The 19,263-nt window shown below is 52.4% G+C and carries 15 protein-coding genes and 1 pseudogene; 4 read left to right on the forward strand and 12 right to left on the reverse strand.

Features of this window, described 5'->3' with window-relative positions:
* Positions 1-28: 28 nt before the first annotated feature.
* Positions 29-1,693: a ShlB/FhaC/HecB family hemolysin secretion/activation protein gene (locus tag AACH44_RS11005; RefSeq protein ID WP_261848609.1), complete on the reverse strand. Its 1,665-nt coding sequence runs from the start codon at positions 1,691-1,693 to the stop codon at positions 29-31.
* A gap of 336 nt (positions 1,694-2,029) precedes the next feature.
* Between AACH44_RS11005 and AACH44_RS11010 the strand changes: the two genes are divergently transcribed.
* On the forward strand, positions 2,030-2,701 hold the full coding sequence (locus AACH44_RS11010) for a GntR family transcriptional regulator (protein ID WP_261848610.1): 672 nt from the start codon (positions 2,030-2,032) through the stop codon (positions 2,699-2,701).
* A 376-nt stretch (positions 2,702-3,077) separates the two neighbouring features.
* The gene (locus tag AACH44_RS11015) at positions 3,078-4,658 is read left to right on the forward strand and encodes an EAL domain-containing protein (RefSeq protein ID WP_261848611.1); all 1,581 of its coding nucleotides are present in this window, start codon (positions 3,078-3,080) and stop codon (positions 4,656-4,658) included.
* A 65-nt stretch (positions 4,659-4,723) separates the two neighbouring features.
* Here the strand turns inward: AACH44_RS11015 and AACH44_RS11020 are convergent, their stop codons facing one another.
* Positions 4,724-5,692, reverse strand: coding sequence for a LysR family transcriptional regulator (locus AACH44_RS11020; protein WP_338659235.1), 969 nt, complete (start codon positions 5,690-5,692; stop codon positions 4,724-4,726).
* Positions 5,693-5,834: 142 nt separating this feature from the next.
* Between AACH44_RS11020 and AACH44_RS11025 the strand changes: the two genes are divergently transcribed.
* A complete protein-coding gene (locus AACH44_RS11025; protein ID WP_338659236.1) occupies positions 5,835-7,253 on the forward strand; it encodes a M20 family metallopeptidase in 1,419 nt (472 codons plus the stop codon).
* Between the two features lie 144 nt (positions 7,254-7,397).
* Here the strand turns inward: AACH44_RS11025 and AACH44_RS11030 are convergent, their stop codons facing one another.
* The 4 genes from AACH44_RS11030 to AACH44_RS11045 all read right to left on the reverse strand — a co-directional run bounded on the left by AACH44_RS11030 (position 7,398) and on the right by AACH44_RS11045 (position 11,323).
* Complete coding sequence (locus tag AACH44_RS11030) at positions 7,398-8,207, reverse strand: MetQ/NlpA family ABC transporter substrate-binding protein (protein WP_338659237.1); 810 nt, start codon at positions 8,205-8,207, stop codon at positions 7,398-7,400.
* Positions 8,208-8,494: 287 nt separating this feature from the next.
* Positions 8,495-9,607, reverse strand: a complete 1,113-nt coding sequence (gene menC, locus AACH44_RS11035; RefSeq protein ID WP_261848615.1) for an o-succinylbenzoate synthase — start codon at positions 9,605-9,607, stop codon at positions 8,495-8,497.
* Positions 9,608-9,648: 41 nt separating this feature from the next.
* Positions 9,649-10,308 (reverse strand): methionine ABC transporter permease, encoded by a 660-nt coding sequence (locus AACH44_RS11040; protein WP_261848616.1) that lies wholly within the window; start codon positions 10,306-10,308, stop codon positions 9,649-9,651.
* On the reverse strand, positions 10,301-11,323 hold the full coding sequence (locus AACH44_RS11045; protein ID WP_261848617.1) for a methionine ABC transporter ATP-binding protein: 1,023 nt from the start codon (positions 11,321-11,323) through the stop codon (positions 10,301-10,303). The genes AACH44_RS11040 and AACH44_RS11045 overlap by 8 nt, the downstream gene beginning before the upstream one ends.
* A gap of 484 nt (positions 11,324-11,807) precedes the next feature.
* Between AACH44_RS11045 and AACH44_RS11050 the strand changes: the two are divergent.
* Positions 11,808-12,056 (forward strand): annotated as a pseudogene (locus AACH44_RS11050) (acid phosphatase); the annotation flags it as partial.
* A gap of 17 nt (positions 12,057-12,073) precedes the next feature.
* On the opposite strand, the gene AACH44_RS11055 reads toward AACH44_RS11050, so the two are convergent.
* From AACH44_RS11055 to AACH44_RS11080, 6 genes are all read right to left on the reverse strand, one after another.
* Positions 12,074-13,375: an aspartate aminotransferase family protein gene (locus AACH44_RS11055; RefSeq protein WP_338659238.1), complete on the reverse strand. Its 1,302-nt coding sequence runs from the start codon at positions 13,373-13,375 to the stop codon at positions 12,074-12,076.
* Complete coding sequence (locus AACH44_RS11060) at positions 13,372-14,496, reverse strand: phosphotransferase (protein ID WP_261848619.1); 1,125 nt, start codon at positions 14,494-14,496, stop codon at positions 13,372-13,374. Before AACH44_RS11060 ends, AACH44_RS11055 begins: the two co-directional genes overlap by 4 nt.
* Entirely contained in the window at positions 14,489-15,223 is a 735-nt protein-coding gene (locus AACH44_RS11065; RefSeq protein WP_261848620.1) for an SDR family NAD(P)-dependent oxidoreductase, read from the reverse strand. The genes AACH44_RS11060 and AACH44_RS11065 overlap by 8 nt, the downstream gene beginning before the upstream one ends.
* Before the next feature lie 457 nt (positions 15,224-15,680).
* Positions 15,681-16,499, reverse strand: a complete 819-nt coding sequence (locus AACH44_RS11070; RefSeq protein ID WP_105879655.1) for an ABC transporter permease — start codon at positions 16,497-16,499, stop codon at positions 15,681-15,683.
* A gap of 37 nt (positions 16,500-16,536) precedes the next feature.
* Positions 16,537-17,805: an ABC transporter permease gene (locus AACH44_RS11075; protein WP_338659239.1), complete on the reverse strand. Its 1,269-nt coding sequence runs from the start codon at positions 17,803-17,805 to the stop codon at positions 16,537-16,539.
* 42 nt (positions 17,806-17,847) lie between these two features.
* Complete coding sequence (locus AACH44_RS11080; RefSeq protein WP_261848710.1) at positions 17,848-18,927, reverse strand: ABC transporter substrate-binding protein; 1,080 nt, start codon at positions 18,925-18,927, stop codon at positions 17,848-17,850.
* Positions 18,928-19,263: the final 336 nt, after the last annotated feature.

A 19,263-nucleotide genomic window follows, 5' to 3' on the forward strand; every position in this document is an offset into this window, starting at 1 on the left:
CTAATTATGAACAACAAAAAGTTAAAAACTAAAAAGAAAGCCCAACGCGGTAATACGCCACGGCGCTATCCGGCTTTAGCCAGTCGGGATGTGCCAACGGCCAGCCAACCGTGATTTGTTGTGATAGATAGTGGTTTGCGATACCCACGCCTACCGCCGCTCCCCACAATGTACCCGCTGATTCACTGTCCGCCTGATGCGAGAAGAGGTGTCCGCCGTCGACCGCTGCCGTCAGGGTGACACTGCCCAATAGCGGCAACTGCGCCGCTCGCCAGTTGACTTCATTGCGCCAGTAGCCGCCGCGATTACCTGAGATATACTGCTCTTTAAAACCGCGCACAGAGGTTTCCCCGCCCAGCGTGACCTGCTCGCTGCCATACAGGCGCTGCGGTGAATACTGTCCGTAGACGTTGGTGAGGTAATGAAGGTTGTCAGCAATCGGGTAGTAATAACTGGCCGCCAGCGTCACTTTGTTAAATTCGGCGCGCAGCGCATCATCAGATTTCCCTTCATCGCTTTCAGCGCCGAACCAGCGCGTTCCTCTGCTGTAAGCCGGGTTGAGCGTCGCCAGCCCGCCCCACAGTTTTTGACTATGATTGATACCGATAATCGCGTTGCTGAGCTTACGGCTGCTGGATTGCAGCAGGACATCGTTGAGGTAATTTTGCCCGATACGGTGTGACAGACCCGCCGAGAGGCTGGTTTTCATGTCGCCGTTGCGAAACACCACGCGCGACAGCGTGGCGCGATGCGTCTGACTGTCGCCAGTTGAATGCCAGAGAAAATCCCGGTTGATAAAATCATTGCGATAACGGCTTTGCGAATAGTCGTAGCTGAGCGTCCAATAACCATAGGGCAATGACACGCCCGCCTGCAGGCTTTCGACATTGCGGCTATCGCGAAATTCGCTGCTGTGCCCGCCGTTGACAAACCACTGGTCGGCCAGCCCCAGCACGTTATCCGCCCACAGGCCGCCGCTGAGCTGCCGTTCTCCGGTACTTTTCTGTCCGCTATTATCAAAACCGATATTTGCCGTCAGCGGAATTTGCTTTTTACTGGTAAGGTTCACGATGGAATAGCCGGGCTGGCTGCCAGGCTGAATTTCGATGCTTACCTGCTGCGTCGGCATGCGGTTGAGCTGTTCCATGCCCTGTTCGATATCCCGGAGATTGAGAATGTCACCTTCCAGCCCCGGAAAAACCTGTTTTAATGCCCACGTCGATTGATTATTAATATTAATAGATTCGAGGCGGCCTTCCAGAATATCGATCTGCAAGACACCGCCAGAAAGATCTTGCTCAGCAATAAAGGCTCGGCTGGTGATATACCCCCGCTCGATATACCAATTACTGACGTCATGAATCAGCTGATTTATATTGTTAACATTAAGACAACGATTAATATAATCTTTATTTAACTTATTTTTATCTTTTTCACGCAGCAGGGAGCTATTGTGATAATTAATATCCTTAATGAAAAAGCAGTGTTCGGCATCGCTTCCACCAGTTGGATTTATCGTCGTTTGAGGTTGATTTAACTGCAATAATTCATCGCGCTGTTGCCGAGACTGATCAATTACCTCGGCCTGCCGCTGCTGAATGTCATTTCTGTCTGCCGGATTAAGCGGCGCGGAAAATACGGTATAAGAAAATAGCGCAGGCATGATAACGATCAGCCTGAAAAAACCACGCATGGCTTCATCCCTGATGATAATAATTTTTTCGGCATAGTAGAACCGTTAATTACCCAGCTCAATATGTCAGGTAATATATAATTTTATGACAATGGGTTTGCGTTAAGTCGCGATAAAATGCTTCCTTAACCAATAATTTTAGGTTGGTTACACCTCGTCATACAATACTGCGTATTTCATGACCTTTTCTTGTCGATTCTTCACCCGAGGGATATCTCACCCCATAGCATCGTTGATGCATCATATTGTATATTAACGCCTCATCGCCGCGGGTCATTGCGGTATCACCCCACATCTCTATCTCATCACGTTGCGCAGCGCTTCTCTGGGGGAACAGTGAATTATCCAATTGGGCAGATCAATCACAGCTATCTGGGCTCCAGCGTTTATACCATACTGCGTGAGGCGTTAATTACCGGTCAACTCAAGCCGGACGACCGCCTAAGAATACGGGAGCTTGCCGCACAGGTTGGTACCAGCGTCACGCCAGTACGAGACGCGATCCTACAATTAGCGAAAGAGCAGGCGCTGGTGCTCAAGACGCCACGCGATATCCGTGTTCCCCAACTGACCGACGATCAATTTAAAGAGATCCGCACACTACGACTGGCGCTGGAAGGCACGGGGGCTGAGCTAGCCGCCGCACACATTACGCCAAAAGTGCTCAAGCAGATCGAAGAGAATATTCGCCAGAATCGTCTGGCGATTGACGAGAAAAATCTACGCGAAGCATTGCGGTTGAATAGCGAATTCCATCTGTTTCTGGCTCAGGCGGCACGTATGCCGCTGTTGACGCAGTTTATTGGCAGCTTGTGGATGCGTACCGGCCCGTTGATCGCTCAGGCCTATGCGCATTTTTCCGTGCAGATGGCGATCGAACATCACGAAGAGGTCTTCGCGGCGCTACAGCAGCGCGATGCCAGCGCTGCTCGACAGGCCATCCAATCCGACATTCTGGACGGTAGTGAAACAATGCTGGCCTTTATTGCTGTGGATCAGTCGTCATGAGCCGTGGTAATAGTCCGCGAATAAAGGGAGTGAACAGTCATGCTGCCCATACCGTCATCTTGTTCATTCATTAAGTAAAGATCGGGCTGAGTGAGTTCCCGCAGGGGAGTCATTCTTTCGGGAAAAAGTATTCAAGGGGAAGAACTAGCCTGGTTTTATCAATCTTTCCTGCCGTTAGCTGTAACGAGTTTTCCTTTAAAATAACAAAGACAGTGATGGCTTATGCTTAAAGGTCACTCGTTGTTTATGATTTGCAAGAGCGTTGCGCCAGACGACTTATAACCAAAATAATGGCTGATAAACGCTATATCGTTGGCAAGGATGCGATATTTGAACCCATGCCGTACTCTTTCCGTCACGCTGCCGGATGATCGCTATGCTCGCCCTAACTACCAATACCGGATTATGGTTCAGACTTGTTTTTGTTTCATTTGGCTGCGCATTGCTGGCTCTGTTTATTGGGCAAGGGATTCTAGCCAGGCTAGAGCAAACGCAGTTACTGCGCTATAGCCAGGACGTACTTAAGCAGGGAGCCGCCGTCGCGAATGAAGGCAGGGAAACCATCAACCGTGTGCTGACGCTGAATAACACGCCCTGTTCCAGCGCCGACCTGAAAGAGTTGCGTCTGCTCTCTTTTTATTCTGTCTATCTGCGCGATATCGGGCGTATTAAAAACAACTACCTCATCTGTTCTGCGGGTTGGGGTATTCTCAATCCACCGATTTATCTGCTACCGCCGAACCTGACGACACCCGATGGCGTGCAACTGTGGACCGCAATGAAAGACGTGGTTGATCCTCGTATTACCGCAGATATGGCAAGTCTCAACAATGTGGTCACCATCACCGCTGCCGCCGCATTTCGCCGTTTTATCCAACCGCCAGCCGGATACAGCGCCGCGCTGACAACCCGTAATTTAGGCCATATCTATCAGATGTTTGGCGACATCAACCTGTCGACGCTCACGCCGACACCGCAACCGAATAATACGTGGTTAACCATGGGAAAACGGCAGACATTTTCCTGTGAGCCAAACCGAGATATCTGTGTACTGGCTCAGTTAGATTCTGCGGGTATCCTGTATCGTCCCTGGTATATCATCGCTGCTTTGTTTTTTGTCGGGGCGCTCATCGGTGCCAGTTTTACCCTGTCTTATCAGCTCTACTACGACCGGCATCAGACCCTACCATCGCAATTAAAACGCGCGATCAAACATCAACGGTTTCAAGTTCATTATCAACCACTCATCAGTCTGCCGCTGCGGACCATTATTGGCGTAGAGGCGCTTGCCCGCTGGAAAAACGAACGCGGTGACAACGTATCGCCGGAATACTTTATCAATATTGCGGAAGAGATGGGTTATATGGCGGAACTCACTCGGATCATTACACGTCAGGCATTGCACGATATGCAGCCTTATCTCACGCAGGAAACGCCTTTTCTGCTCAGTATTAATTTGTCGGTAATCGATATTGTGTCGCCTGACTATCTCCGCTTCTTACAGCAGATGTGCGATGACATGGGGATAGACAGAGCACGTATCATGTTAGAACTGACTGAACGTTCGAGCACGTCTCATCAAACACTGGCGAGCGGTCTTCAGGCATTACAGCATGCAGGCTATAAGATCGCGCTTGATGATTTCGGCACGGGGTATTCCAACCTCGATTATCTCAGCCACCTGCCGTTCGATATGATTAAGATCGACAAGATTTTTGTCAGCGCCATCGGTACAGACTCGGTTAATGCCGCCATGGCGGATCTGCTCTTCACCCTGATCAAAAAACTGGATGTTTGCGTGATTATCGAAGGCGTCGAAACCCGGGAACAGGCCGCCTATATCCTGGAACAGTGCCCTTCCGCCATTATGCAAGGATGGTATTTCGGTAAAGCGGTAGCGTTGCACGATCTGCCGGATAGCCTCCACTATCAATGTCCGCCGATCGAAACAACGTAGCCTGAAAGCGCCCCACCGTCATCATTCGCGGTGGGGCTGTTTTTAAACAGCCCAATATCAGGTCATCATGTCTGACAAGCTTCCTCGCCGCCGCTTTCAGCTCGCGGATATTGCCCGACCACCTGACGTAGATAATACGCTTCCCCCTGACGCAGTTCCGCCGTCATGAAATCAAGGAAAGCCTGCTGCGGCGGCGCGTGAGCCTTGCCTGCCAATGTTTGAACCTGAAGCGAACGCTGGTCGAGCTGCTTGATATTCAACGGCTTCAGGCGCATCGGTTCCTGTAAGCATTTATACATCACGGAATAGAAGCTACAGGCGGTAACCGCCCCCGGTGTACTCATCGCATAGTAATAGAGCGTGGTGAAATTGTTGCAGCACAGCGTCGGCTCCAGAAAAGTGCCATTCATGCGGCATGAGAGGTCAAACAGTTGTCGCAGCGTAGTAGACGATTCCGGCAACGCCAGCGGGAAAGGATGCAGATCCGCGAGTTGGATAGACTGCTGCGCTAGCGGATGATTGTCAGACATTAGCAACATTAGCGGCGCAGGCAGTGCCAGCTCGACATTCACGCCCTGTTCGGGCGCCAGCGCAAACTGAAGCGCGATATCCACTTCACCGTTGCGGATCATCTGTGACACCTGCATCGCCGAGTCGACTTTCAGCGCAAAGGTGGTGTCCGGGTCATGTTGGCGGAAACGCGCAAACAAGGTCGGCAACAGATCAAACGCCATCCCCTCCGTGCAACCAATACGCAACAGCGCCCGGCGGCTAGCCTTCAGCCCCTGAATCTCCGCCACGGCGGCATCCATGTCCATCATGCTCTTACGCACATGGTTTTCCAGAATACGCCCGGCATCATTTAACACCATGCCGCGCGCATGGCGCTCGAACAGCGGCACGCCGATGCGTTCTTCCAGCCGCTGGATTTGGCGACTGATCGCAGAAACGGCGACAAACAGATGCTGACTGGCGGCGCTGAGCGAACCGGTGGTGGCAACCACTAGAAAATAACGGATCTCGGAGCTGTGCATGGCATCGTTCCTTTCAAAAAGTGCTGAGGATTCGAAGGTTTATATTAAAAGCAAAGCTTAATTGCAATTTTTATTATTGTTGCAAAGCTCGTTTTTTCTTTAAATATCGGTAACTTCGGCACATTATCCAGCAAGGAAAGGCATGACCAGTGCAGACCTTATTCGTATCGCCTGTGAACGTTTCGATCGCGGAGAATTTAAACAGACGCTGGCCCGGCGTATTGCCCACGCCAGCGAAAGCCAGAAAGCAGACAACCAGCCCGCGCTGAACCGCTATCTGACTGACGAGATCCAGCCCACGTTGCAGGCGATGGGATTCAGCATAAGATCAATCGCCTCGTCGGATGCACGTCATCCTCCTTTTTTGCTGGCCGAACGCATTGAAGATCCCAACCTGCCGACCGTGCTGTCTTACGGTCACGGCGACGTGGTTTTCGGTGATGAGGACAACTGGCGCGACGGGCTTACGCCCTGGGAATTGGTCGAAGAAGGCGATCGCTGGTACGGACGCGGCTGCGCCGATAATAAAGGTCAGCACAGCATTAACCTGATGGCGCTGGAACAGGTGTTTCAGGCGCGCGGACAGCGTCTGGGTTTCAACTGCAAACTGTTGTTCGAGATGGGGGAAGAAATTGGTTCACCGGGACTTGCCGACCTGTGCCAACAGCACAAGCAAGAACTGGCCGCCGATATTTTTATCGCGTCGGATGGGCCACGCCTTAATGCAGAACGTCCAACGCTGTTCCTTGGCTCCCGCGGCTGCGCCAATTTTCGTTTACGCATCAACGCGCGCGCTCAAGCGTACCATTCAGGCAACTGGGGCGGGTTGCTCAGCAATCCGGGTACGCAGTTAGCGAACGCCGTGGCGAGTCTGGTGGATGGACAAGGACGGATGAAGATCGATTCCCTGCTGCCACCGCCGTTAACGCCCGCGCTGCGGGAAATTCTCAGCACCATCGACCCCGCAGGCAGCGAGGGCGATCCGGCGATTGATGAAAACTGGGGTGAAGGCGGTCTCACGCCTGCCGAACGGCTATTTGGCTGGAACACGCTGGAAGTGCTGTCATTCATTACCGGTAACCCAAACAAGCCGATGAACGCGATTCCCGCTGATGCGACGGCTATTTGCCAACTGCGGTTTGTGGTCGGCACCGACTGGCAGCATCTGGCGCAACATGTGCGCCAACACCTCGACCAGCACGGCTTTAAACAGGTGGAGGTTGAAGTACTTAATACGTCTCCGGCAACGCGGTTTAACCCCGAAGATCCGCTAGTGAACTGGACGCTGGCGCTGATGCAGCAAATCAGCGGCAAACAGCCCGCGCTGTTACCGAATTTGGGCGGGTCGCTGCCTAATGACGTTTTCGCCGACATCCTCGGCCTGCCGACACTGTGGATCCCCCACTCCTATCCGGCATGCGGCCAGCACGCGGCCAACGAACACCTGCTGAAATCCGTCGCCCGCGAAGGGTTAGCGATCATGACTGGCCTATTCTGGGAGCTGGGGGAGGAAGGGCATGATCTGTTAGAAGCACATAGAAGGTATGTACATCAGAAGTGATGTTTAACGCCCGCCTTTCCTGTCTTTCACTGGCATTAGAAATTAGGCTGAGGTAGAAGTGACTGCCGAGTAAGCGGCATGGATGTCGCGAAAGCCAGTGCCGCTTTTCTTACTTTATGCGGCACTGGAAACTTGAAATGCTAATTACTTCTTCATCCACGCCGGTTTCTGGAACGCGTGGAACATGGAGTTTTTGTCCTCAAAGAACGCGGCGAATTCCGGGGATTGAACAGCGGCTTTCAGATCCTGAGCGAATGGTTTATCGGCATCTTCCGCACGTACAACGATCATGTTTTTCAGGTCTTCCGGCAGCACATCCAGTTGAATGGCGTCAGACAGATTCAGGCCAGCGGAAATCGCGAAGTTGGCGTTAATCAGCGAGCCGGTTACGCCACCCAGCGCACGCGGTAACTGTGCGGCTTCCAGCGGTTTAAAGACCAGCCCTTTCGGGTTTTCTGTGATGTCACGCAGCGAGGCTTTGGTCGGTGTAATCTCTGGATTGATCTTGATCAGGCCGTATTTTTGCAGGAAATCCAGTGAGCGCGCCAGATTTGATGGATCGTTTGGCAGCGTCACGATATCGCCCGCTTTCAGCTCATCCAACGAGCGTACTTTGTTGGAGTAAAAGCCCATGCTGGCCGTCGGCACGGTGATCACTTCTGCCAGTTTCAGCCCTTTATCCGCGCTGAAACGGTCAAGATAGCGGCGATTTTGGAACAGATTGGCATCAATACTGTTGTTCGACAGCGCCAGATTCGGCTGGATGTAGTCGCTGAATTCACGCACTTTTACGTCGTAGCCTTTTTTCACCATTTCCGGCTTGATCGCTTTCGTGACCATATCGCCATACGGCCCCGGCGAGACACCGATGGTGATTTCTTTGCCTGAATCTGCTGCGTAAGCCTGAGAGATGCCCAGCACCAGCATGAGTGGAATGAGTTTTTTCAATCGCATCGTCGCGTTCCTGTCTGTCCGATTTAGTCAGTATTCGCCGTTTTGCTAACGGCATTCTCGTTATGTTAGGCGTCTGTAGCCACGGTTAAGATCGAGATACCGGGAGCGACCACGGTGCGAGGCATCCCTGCGGGAACCTCATCACCGTGTTTCTCCCTAAATCCCAACTCTTACGCGTGGTGCAACATCGCTCATTATTTTTCTCTATTTTTATAACGTTATTCCCTGGTGTTGGATAACGTTTTACTGCTCACACTTCTTACTAAAAAGGCTGATTCAAAAATCAGTTAAAACAAAAAGGTTTCCTGTCCGTAGCAATACTTTTCGTACAGTTCAGGGTTAATGTCGAAGCCGATCCCCGGTTTATTTGGCACCGCAACACAGCTGTCGTTGTCTAATTCAACAAACGGCAGCATGAAGTCTTCATGCCAGTAGCGGGAAGACGGAGGAATGTCGTGCGCATAGATAAAGTTCGGCAGCGTTGACACCGCAATATTGTGCGCTTTACCGACCGCCGTATCCAACATACCGCCGCACCACACCGGAATATTGTGCGCCTGGCAGTAATCATGAATCAGTTTGGTTTCAGTAATACCGCCCACGCGCGCGACTTTAATATTGATGATTTTGGCACTGCCTAGCTCGATCGCTTTACGCGCGTCTTCTACCGAGGCAATACTTTCATCCAGACAGATCGGTGTATTCACCGCGGCCTGAAGTTTGCGGTGGTCAATAATGTCGTCATGCGCTAACGGCTGTTCGATCATCAGCAGATTGAATTTATCGATGCGCTTAAAGAAATCAATATCATCCAGCGTGTAGGCAGAATTGGCATCCACCATCAGCGTAATATCACCAAATTCCTGACGCAGCGCCGCAATATAATCATAGTCTTTTCCCGGCTTGATTTTTATTTTGATGCGCTTATAGCCGTCGTTCAGAAAATTATCGACCACGCGGACTAATTGATCCGGCGTGTCCTGAATACCAATACTGACACCGGCTTCGACTTTATCGCGTACGCCGCCCAGTAATTGATGCAGCGGCACACCTTTTATCTTCGCGTACGCATCCCAGATACCGCCTTCAATTGCCGCTTTGGCGCAGTTATTACGCTTTACCGGCGCAAAAATATCGCGCACTTGCGAAGGATGCTCAATATTCCCGGCCTGTTTAACCATCGGAATCAAGAAGTCACGCATAATATGCCACGCGGTGACGTTGGTTTCTTCGTTATAAAATGGCAGGGAAATAGCTGAGCAATCGCCGTAACCAATCTGCCCACCAGCGTACACTTCCGCGATGGAAAAGTGTTTTTCCGTCTGCGTCGCAAAGCTGGTAGTAAATGGCGTTTTCAACGCCATTTTCATTTTTCGTAATACAATTTTGTCTATTTTCATGACATCTCTCTGCTGTCCTGAATAACGTATTCTGTCGCGGTTTAGCGGCGTTCGCGCTTATTCGCCCGACGCGATAGCATATCACCCAGCGTTTGCACGACCTGTACCAGCACCACCAACGCAATCACCGTCACGACCATGACTTCGGTTTCATACCGGTAATAGCCAAAGCGGATCGCCAGATCGCCGACACCACCGCCGCCAACAATCCCAGCCATCGCAGAGTAACCAATCAGGCTAACCAGTGTGATCGTCAGGCCACGTAATAATCCTGCCAAGGCTTCCGGCAACAGCACAGTTCCGATAATGCGCGTCGGGCTGGCACCAAAGGCTTCTGCCGCCTCCACAATACCCGGATCGACTTCACGCAGTGCGGAATCCACCAGACGGGCATAAAAGGCAATCGCTGCCACCGACATCGGCACCGCCGCCGCCACGGGCCCTATCGTGTTCCCTAGCAGCAACTGGGTTAATGGCAACAGCAGTACCAGCAGGATCACAAACGGGATCGAGCGGATGATATTCACCAGAATGGTTGAAACCAGATAGATAAAACGGTTCTGCCAGAATAAATGACGATCGGTAACATAAATCGCGATGCCTAGCGGCAGGCCGAAGACCACTGCACACAGCGTTGAAATACACACCATGGTGAAGGTTTCACCAAAGGCGAAGATTAATTCACCGATTAACTCAGTCATTGATGACCTCCACCCCAAAGGTATTCTGCTGAATATAAGCAATAGCCGCAGCGAGATTTTCCGCTGCCGGATCGTTACGGTATGAAATCTGGGCGATAATATGCCCCAACGCGCGATCGTTAATGTATTCAATATTGCCGTGCAGAATATTGACCGAGACCTGAAACTGCTGCGCAACGTCGGATAATATCGGTTGTTCTACCGAATCATCGGCGAAAAGTATTTTTAGCAAGACGCCTTTATTATTTTGCTTAAAGCGTTCAGGTAATTCGACCGGGCTGGTATGGCTAACTAATTGTTTGGTATAGGCGTGTTGAGGCGCAGAGAAAATCGTAAAGACCTCACCCTCTTCCACAATATTTCCGCCCGTCATCACCGCCATACGCTGGCAGATACTTTTAATCACACTCATTTCATGGGAAATCAGCACGATCGTGATACCTAACCGGACATTAATACTTTTCAATAACGCCAGAATAGACGCCGACGTTTCCAGATCCAACGCCGAGGTGGGTTCATCACACAGCAGCACTTCGGGATGGTTGGCTATCGCGCGGGCAATGCCAACACGTTGCTTCTGCCCACCGCTTAGCTGTGCCGGATACGCAGTTCCTTTATCCTGCAATCCAACCAGCGCCAGAATTTCCGGCACGCGCTCAGCAATCTCCGCTTTGCTTTTGCCCGCGGCACGTAGACTGAACGCCACATTGTCGTAGACATTGCGGGTATGCATCAGATTAAAATGCTGGAAGATCATGCCAATACGTTGCCGATGCTGGCGCAACTCGCGGCCAGACGCATCACTGATCAGTGTATCGCCCAGAAACACCCGCCCTTCGGTGGGACGCTGCAATAAATTGATCGTCCGCAGCAGTGTACTTTTTCCTGCGCCGCTGGTGCCAACAATCCCAAAAACTTCACCCTGTTGAATGGTCAGGTTGACGTTGTTTACCGCCCTGGACTGTGCAGTTTTACTGGCGGGGAAATCAACGCTCACGTTTTCTAACCGAATCATTACCTGACTCACTCCTGCTCGTTACTCATCGTTTTAAGAGGTGACACAGCGATATACGCAAACGTATGCCTGTTTGATTAAGGGCAAGGCTTAAGTGACCAATATTAAGGCAAAGCCTCCCTTTATTGTTTTCGTATAACTTTTGGGGATAAACGCCTTTTTAGATTGAGGAATAACCGGGCTATTTATGGTTGCCACTTTTGTTATAATTAGATTACTTTATTATAAATCAATAAAGTATTGTAAAATTATCGTCTATTTAAGTTAGAGAGAAATGAGCTTTGCGTCAATGATAAAAAAAGCAAATCACCTTTCTGTTTTTTAGAAGCTTTTTTATGATTTTTCTTCTATATGAATTACTGTCGCCTCGTTTACCCACGTGAGGTTCACGACATCACCAAACATAACAAAGCATCATAATTCGTTGATAAATACCAAAAAATATATCCTGAAACATTACTATCACAATCTGCATTTAGCCTGCTACACCATGATATATAGCCTGCCAGCTCAGTCTGGCGCGGCGTCTCCGGTTAGCGTTCCCGAAGGTGCCGAAGTCCTGCTTGACGCCGTACTGCCAACACTCTCCGTCACCCAACGCCGAAACCTGATGGTGAAAACCGCACTGGCCGATGGTTACCCGCTCTCCGGCGAGTCGGGTGATAAAGGGACGCAGAATTTCTGGCAGCGCCTGAATCTGCATGACGCCGCTCAGCTCGCCCTGCACCGTTAACATATCTCTACGACGCGTTATCCCTGCCTACGGGGACGGATTGTCGTCAACACGTCGCTCAGCGTCGTTAAGAACACATCGGCATGTTCTTCCAGAAACACCAGCGGCGGGCGGATTTTCAGCACGTTCGCCGCTGGCCCCGTTGCGCTGATTAGCACACCACGCTGACGCATCGCGTTTACTACCCGCAACGCGGATTCGGTTGCCGGAGATTTACTTTCACGATCGTTGACCAGCTCCACGCCGATAAACAGGCCATAAGCGCGAATGTCGCCAATTAGCAGAAAATCCTGCGCCAGTTGCTGCAATCCCTGGCGCAAATAATTACCCACTCGCTGAGCATTCTGCTGTAACTGCTCTTCCCGAATCACCCGCAGCACCGCGTGCGCCGCCTGACAGGACACCGGATTGCCGCCGAACGTATTGAAATAGCGGACATCTCGCCCAAATGCGTCGAACAGTGCGGAACGTCCAACCAATCCGGCGATAGGATGCCCGTTGCCCATCGGTTTCCCTAAACTCACCAGATCCGGGACGATGCCGTGGCGCGCAAAGCCCCACAGTGATTCTCCGGTGCGACCAAAACCCGGCTGTACTTCATCCGCAATAAACAGCCCGCCCGCCTGACGGATCAGCGCCGCCGCCTGCGCCATTTCGCCTGCCGGCGCGCAGAACACGCCATCGCTGGAAAAAATCGTATCCACCAGTAGCGCGGCAGGACGAATCCCCTCCTGCTGCATCTGCGCCAACGCTTCACGAATGCTAGTGAGAAATGCACCGGGCTGACGATAGGTATCCGGTGCGTCGATCAGCTTCACGTGATTGCCACGCGCTACGCCATTCCCCAGCGACGGCGACAGTTCCGCCAGCGCGCTGGTCACACCGTGATATGCCCAGCGCGTCACCAACATGCCCGTGCCACCCGTGGCATGCCGGGCGATGCGCAATGCCAGATCGTTGGCTTCACTGCCAGTGCAGGTCAGCATCACGTTGTTCAATTCAGCGGGAAATTCGCTCAGCAAGTCTTCCGCAAAATCGACAATCGCATGATGCAGATACCGCGTGTGAGTATTCAGCTGTGCGCTCTGGCGCGCCATCGCCTCAACCACTGCGGGGTGGCAATGCCCGACCGAGGCCACATTGTTATACACATCCAAATAACGTTTCCCCTGCTGATCGAACAGCCACACGCCCTCGCCGCGCGCGACATGTAGCGGTTCTTCATAGAACAGGCGGTAACCGCTGCCCAGCACCCGCTGACGGTGCGCCAGCAAATCTTCTGTTGTCGCCATTTCAGAAACGATTCTTCTCTGATTCATCGTTCATTCTCCGCGCAAGCCTGCTGTAGACGAGTCACAACCTGCGTATGGGAATAGGTCACCATGCGCTGTAGGCTGTGCCAACTGCGCGCCACATTACGCAGCAGATATTCCCGATTGTCGGGGTAGCGTGATGCTCGCCACTGCGCAATGGTCAGGGTCAGCGCCATACGGGTCGCGATCAAATCAGGCAGCAGTGCGATCTCCTCCGGCGTTAATGGCATATGGTGGTGATACGCCGCCACAAACGGCAGAACATGTTCCAAAAGATCCTGCCCCTCACCAATCTGGTACGCCAGCGCGGTCGCCACTTCGCAGATTAACGGTGCGAACACGGCATCGCCAAAATCGATAATGCCCGTCACCCGCGTCGGCGACGTGCCATCTACCAGCACATTATGTGGATTCAAATCGTTATGAATGATCTGATGGCGTAGCGTCGTCAATTCGGGCGCGACGTGGCTGTCATAGCGGTCAAAAATGCGCTGAAGATGCTGATACTGCTGGGGCGCAGAAACGAAATCGAGGTAAGGACGCACCTGACCCGCGCGGCTGATATCCCACAGCAGCGAACGGTTCGCCGCCGGATGGATAAAGTGGTGAAGTGCGTTATCCAACTGCGCCAATGTGCTCCCCAACTGCGACATCAGTGCCGTTGACGATGAGGCCAGATGCTGCGGCATACCGACCAGATAGCTCACCAGCCGCACACGCAGCACTACACCATCGATTTCAACAACGGTTTCTGCCCGACCATTTTTTGTCAACCTGATGCGCGGTACGGGCAATTCAGGTGCCTGACGGGCAAGATGCAGCAGCAGCGCAGTTTGAAAATCGCTGACATCAGCAGGTTCCGCCGTGTTGATCACTTTCAGCATATAGCGTTCGTCCGGCGTGACCGTCAGACAGAAATTCATATCACGTTCGCCCTGAAGCAGAGTCATCTGCCCAAACAGGCCATACTCTTGCTGTGCAATCGCCAACGCCTGCTGACAGGAAACCTGCGGTACAGCCTGCGTCATTAACTCGTCATCGTGTGGTAAAGCCTCGGCAAATACCGGCTGGTTGGACGTTGGAAATTGCAACACAGGGGAAAGTGTAGTGAGCCGTCCGTCAGACATGCTGTCCTCCATTAACATGAATTTCTGCACCGTTGACGTAAGAGGCACCGGAGGTGCAGAGAAAATAGATCAAACTTGCCACCTCTTCGGGTTTACCTAAGCGCTGCATCGGCACCTGTCGCTCAATAATGTCATCCGTACCCGGTGACAGTATCGAGGTTTCAATTTCCCCCGGCGCAATCGCATTGACGCGAACGCCGTGCGAACCAAAATCAAACGCCATTTCCCGCGTCAGCGCAGACAATGCCGCTTTTGAGGTGGCATAGGCGACACCGGCAAAGGGGTGTACGCGCGATCCGGCAATCGAGGTCACATTGATCACGCATCCCTGTGATGCCTTGAGTTCATCGAACAACCCATTTGCCAACAGCGCACAGGAAAACAGATTGACGTTGAAGACCCGCAGCCAGGTCGCATAGTCCGTGTCACGAACGCCCAAGCGCTGTCCATCAGCGCCTTTTGGCGAAATCCCCGCGTTATCGACCAGCGCATCCAGACGTCCACCTAGTTTTTCCTTAATCAGCGGTAGCGTCTGTTGCAGGCTATCGATGTCTTCCAAATCGAGATGAATATGATTGAGTAGCTTTTCCGCCCACGGGCACTCTTCTGCCCAGTTCTGGCGCGAAGCGGTAAAGATCCGCCACCCTGCCGCGTGGAAATGCTTAACGGTAGCATGTCCAATCCCCCGGCTGGCACCGGTCAGCAGTAACGTTTTTTGTGCTGTCATACCGAACCTCCTGAGCCCTTTTGTACAAGATTCATCAAACTGGTGTTTGATGCATCATAAATTGAGTTTTAAAAAAAGCTGAAAAAATATCCAGCGAAATGTAGTCTTTTCTCTTAACGAAGCGCACTCTTAAACACATTTTTATGCCGAATCAGAGAGCGTTTCGTGCGCTACAGTACTGTTATTTCATGCTACCTCGTAGCACGCGCCCGACGCAGGGCGGCTCACTCGCCGTCGCCCTGCGAACCCTGGCTTTTCGGCGCTAATTATGTCGCTGCGCGATGCCTTCGTCGGTATCAGGCTTAACGGACCGCTTGCGACACGTTCCCTACGTGGCGCAAGCTTTCGCGGCATCCATGCCGCTCATCCTAAGCCTGCTATCTCCTCAGCATAATTTCTTACGCCGGATAACAACCGAGCCGCTTACACTGGTTGTTTTTTGATGATGTTTGCCAGATTAGTTCCCACTCCGTAGCCGCTCCGAACGGCGGCGTAAGATCTCCATCACGACTAGCAGGACGAGTGCGGCACCCACCATCATGGTCGCTGCGGCGGCTATCGTCGGGTCGAGGTTTTCACGGATGCCAGCAAACATCTGTAACGGCAGCGTGCGTTGACGCGGACTGGCGAGGAACAACGTGACGATGACCTCATCAAACGAGGTCGCAAAGGCAAACAGCGCGCCGGAAAATACCCCCGGCGCAATCAACGGAAACGTCACCTTGCGAAAAGCCAGCAGCGGTGAAGCCCCCAGGCTGGCAGCAGCACGCGTCAGGTTGTGATCGTAGTTCTTCAATACCGCCGTGACTGTAATCACTACGAACGGCACACCGAGCATCGCATGAGCCAACACTAGCCCCAGATAGCTGTTCAGCAATGATAGCTTGGCGAAGAAGAAAAACATCCCGACCGCAACAATCACCACCGGCGCAATCATCGGTGAAATCAGTACCGCCATCACCAATGACTTACCGCGAAATTCACCGCGTACCAGCCCGACTGAGGCCAACACGCCGAGCACCGTCGCCAGTAACGTCGCCAGCGGCGCAATCAGCAGGCTGTTGCCCAACGCGCCCAGCCACTCGCTGGAGTTGAAAAATTCGCGATACCAACGTAGGGAAAATCCCGTCAGCGGATAGCTCAGAAACGACCCCGCATTAAACGAAAGTGGCACAATCACCAGCACGGGGACGATCAAAAACAACAGCATCGCCGCGCCGTAGAAGTTAAAGAACGTGTTCCACAGGCGGATAACCACTTCACCCTGCTGTCTCATTTGTTATCTCCCCAGTATAAGGTTATGGATATCGCGCTTAATGTGCTGCCGCTTCCGCATTGGTGCGCGTTACGCGGATGTACACCACGTACAGCAGCGTCACGATGATCAACAGTTGCGTACCCAGCGCGGCGGCCATTCCCCAGTTCATGGTGGTATTGGTGAAAAACGCGACAAAGTAGCTCAGCATCTGATCGCTTGGTCCCCCCAGCAGCGCAGGCGTTATGTAGTAGCCAATCGCCATCATGAAAACCAATAGCGCCCCTGCCGTCACGCCAGCATACGTTTGCGGCACGTAAACCCGCCAGAATGCAATAAACGGATGCGACCCCAACGAGATCGCCGCGCGTACATAGTTCGGGGAAATGCCTTTCATCACCGCGTATAACGGCAGAATAAAAAACGGCAGTAGGATATGAGTCATCGAGATATAGACACCGATACGGTTAAACACCAGCACTAGCGGTTCGTCAATAATACCAATGCCAATCAGCGAACGGTTGATCAACCCACCGGACTGCAACAACACAATCCAGCTTGCCGTCCGCACAATCAGCGATGTCCAGAACGGCAGCAAGACCAAAATCAGCAACAGGTTGGCACGGTTAGAAGGCTGTTTCGCCAGCCAGTACGCTAACGGATATCCCAGTCCCACGCACAGCAGCGTCACCACGCCCGCCATCAGCAGCGTGCGCAGCAGCACATCGACATACAGCGCCTGATCGGCAGGCTGCGGGACAATCTGTTGCGTATTGGCATCGACTTTATGGTCAAACACCGCTAACAGATAATAGCTGGTGAAAGGTCGTGCGGCGCGATCGAACGTTTGCCAGGTTGCCAGTTCCCCCCACATCGGCTGTTCACGTATCAGTTGGTCACGAACATCACTGCTGCCCTCCACGGGCAGTTTGCGCAATGTGCGGGTAATCAGCGTGCGATATTCCGACCCTTCATACCCTAACCGTTTGGTGATCGTACTTAACTTGCCGCTGCTACGGGCATCGCGCAGATCGCCGACTAACGCCCGAAAGACCGCCTCATCCGGTACATCGTTGCCCGACCAAAGCCGCATTGCGGCAATGGTCTGTGGCATATTGTCGCGCAATTCTGGGTTAGAGACGCTTTTCCCCAAAATCGAGGTGATCGGGAAGAGAAAACTCACCACGATAAACAGAAACAGCGGTGCAATCAGCAGCAAAGAGCGTTTCTTATAGGCTTTCTGCGCGACCCACAGTTGCTGCTTCAAGGTTGAATTTCCCTCGTTTCCGCCAGACGGTACAGCGGCGACGATATCACTCTGGGACATAGGCTCTTTCTCCATCATCACGTACGGTAAATCACTGCAACGTTATTGGGCAGCCCAGGCGTTAAAGCGCTGTTCCAGCTCTTCACCGTGATCGATCCAAAACTCAGTGTCTACTTGCAAGGCCTGTGCCAGATTATCTGGTGCGGTCGGTAGATTGGCAGCAACAGCCGGAGCCAGCAGGCTGGTGGTCTTAACGTGGGTTGGCCCGTAAGGAATGTTCTCGGCGAATACCTTCTGGTTTTCCGGCTGGTTGGCAAAGGCAATAAACTGCTCCGCCAGCGCTTTGTGCTTGGAGCCTTTGACGATTGCCCAGCTATCCAGATCGTAAATACTGTCGGCCCAGACAATCTTAAAGTCATGTCCTTCTTTCTGCGCCGCCGCGACGCGGCCGTTATAGGCTGACGTCATCACCACATCGCCGGACACCAGCCATTGCAGCGGCTGCGCGCCAGACTCCCACCACTGAATATTCGATTTGAGCTGATTCAGTTTCTTAAAGGCACGCTCGACACCCTCTGGCGTCGCCAGCACCGTGTAGAGATCTTCACGCTTCACGCCATCGGCCAGCAACGCAATTTCCAACGTGAATTTGGCGCTTTTACGCAGCGCGCGCTTGCCAGGGTACGCTTTCACATTCCAGAAATCAGCCCAGCTTTTCGGTGCCTGTTTCAGTTTCGCTGCGTTGTAGGTCAAGACGGTTGACCACAGGAAGATCCCCGCGCCGCACTCGGTGACGGCACCTTTGACAAACTGGGATTGGTCGCCCAGTTTTGACCAGTCCAGCGGTTCAAACAGCCCTTCGCTACAGCCGCGCATCAGTTCAGGGCCTTCGACTTCCACGACGTCCCACCCTACCTGCCCGGTTTCTACCATCGCCCGGATACGTGCCATTTCGCCGTTATACTCACCGGCTTCCACCGTACCTTTGCCCGCCGCAGCGAACGGTTTGTAAAACGCCTTATCTTGCGCATCTTTGTTCAAACCACCAAATGAGATCACCGTGACGGATTCCGCCTGCGCCTGACAGGCCATCGCCACCAGAAAAGTCGTGGCCGCTATTCTCTTCAGTACCGGGCGGCTGAAGAGACCTTTCGCTTTGGCGTTGCTGCTAAGTTTGGACATGGGCTTGAATATAGACATCGTTTCGCTCCTGGAGTGGTAGTCAATGTAAAGGTCAAAGGCGTATCACTATTTTGCGTACTCTATTTTCGGACACCGCCTTTTTGATGCATCATACATCAGCATAATTATGCAAAAAGAAATGAGCATAAACTGTGCCAATACAGAAATTTTATTGATGTTTTACTAAAACGGCGGCGGGAATGGTGATGAGAAACAACAAGGTTGTGCGGTCAGCATGTTGCCCTGGTTGTATTTCGCCATTTTTGCCATGTTGTGGTGCAAGCCAGCATTGCCTTGCACCACCCAGACACATTGCGCGTCTGATACCCGCGTGCC

Origin of the sequence: Pectobacterium araliae (genome assembly GCF_037076465.1) — a bacterium.
In the GTDB taxonomy this organism is placed as follows: Bacteria; Pseudomonadota; Gammaproteobacteria; order Enterobacterales; family Enterobacteriaceae; genus Pectobacterium; species Pectobacterium araliae.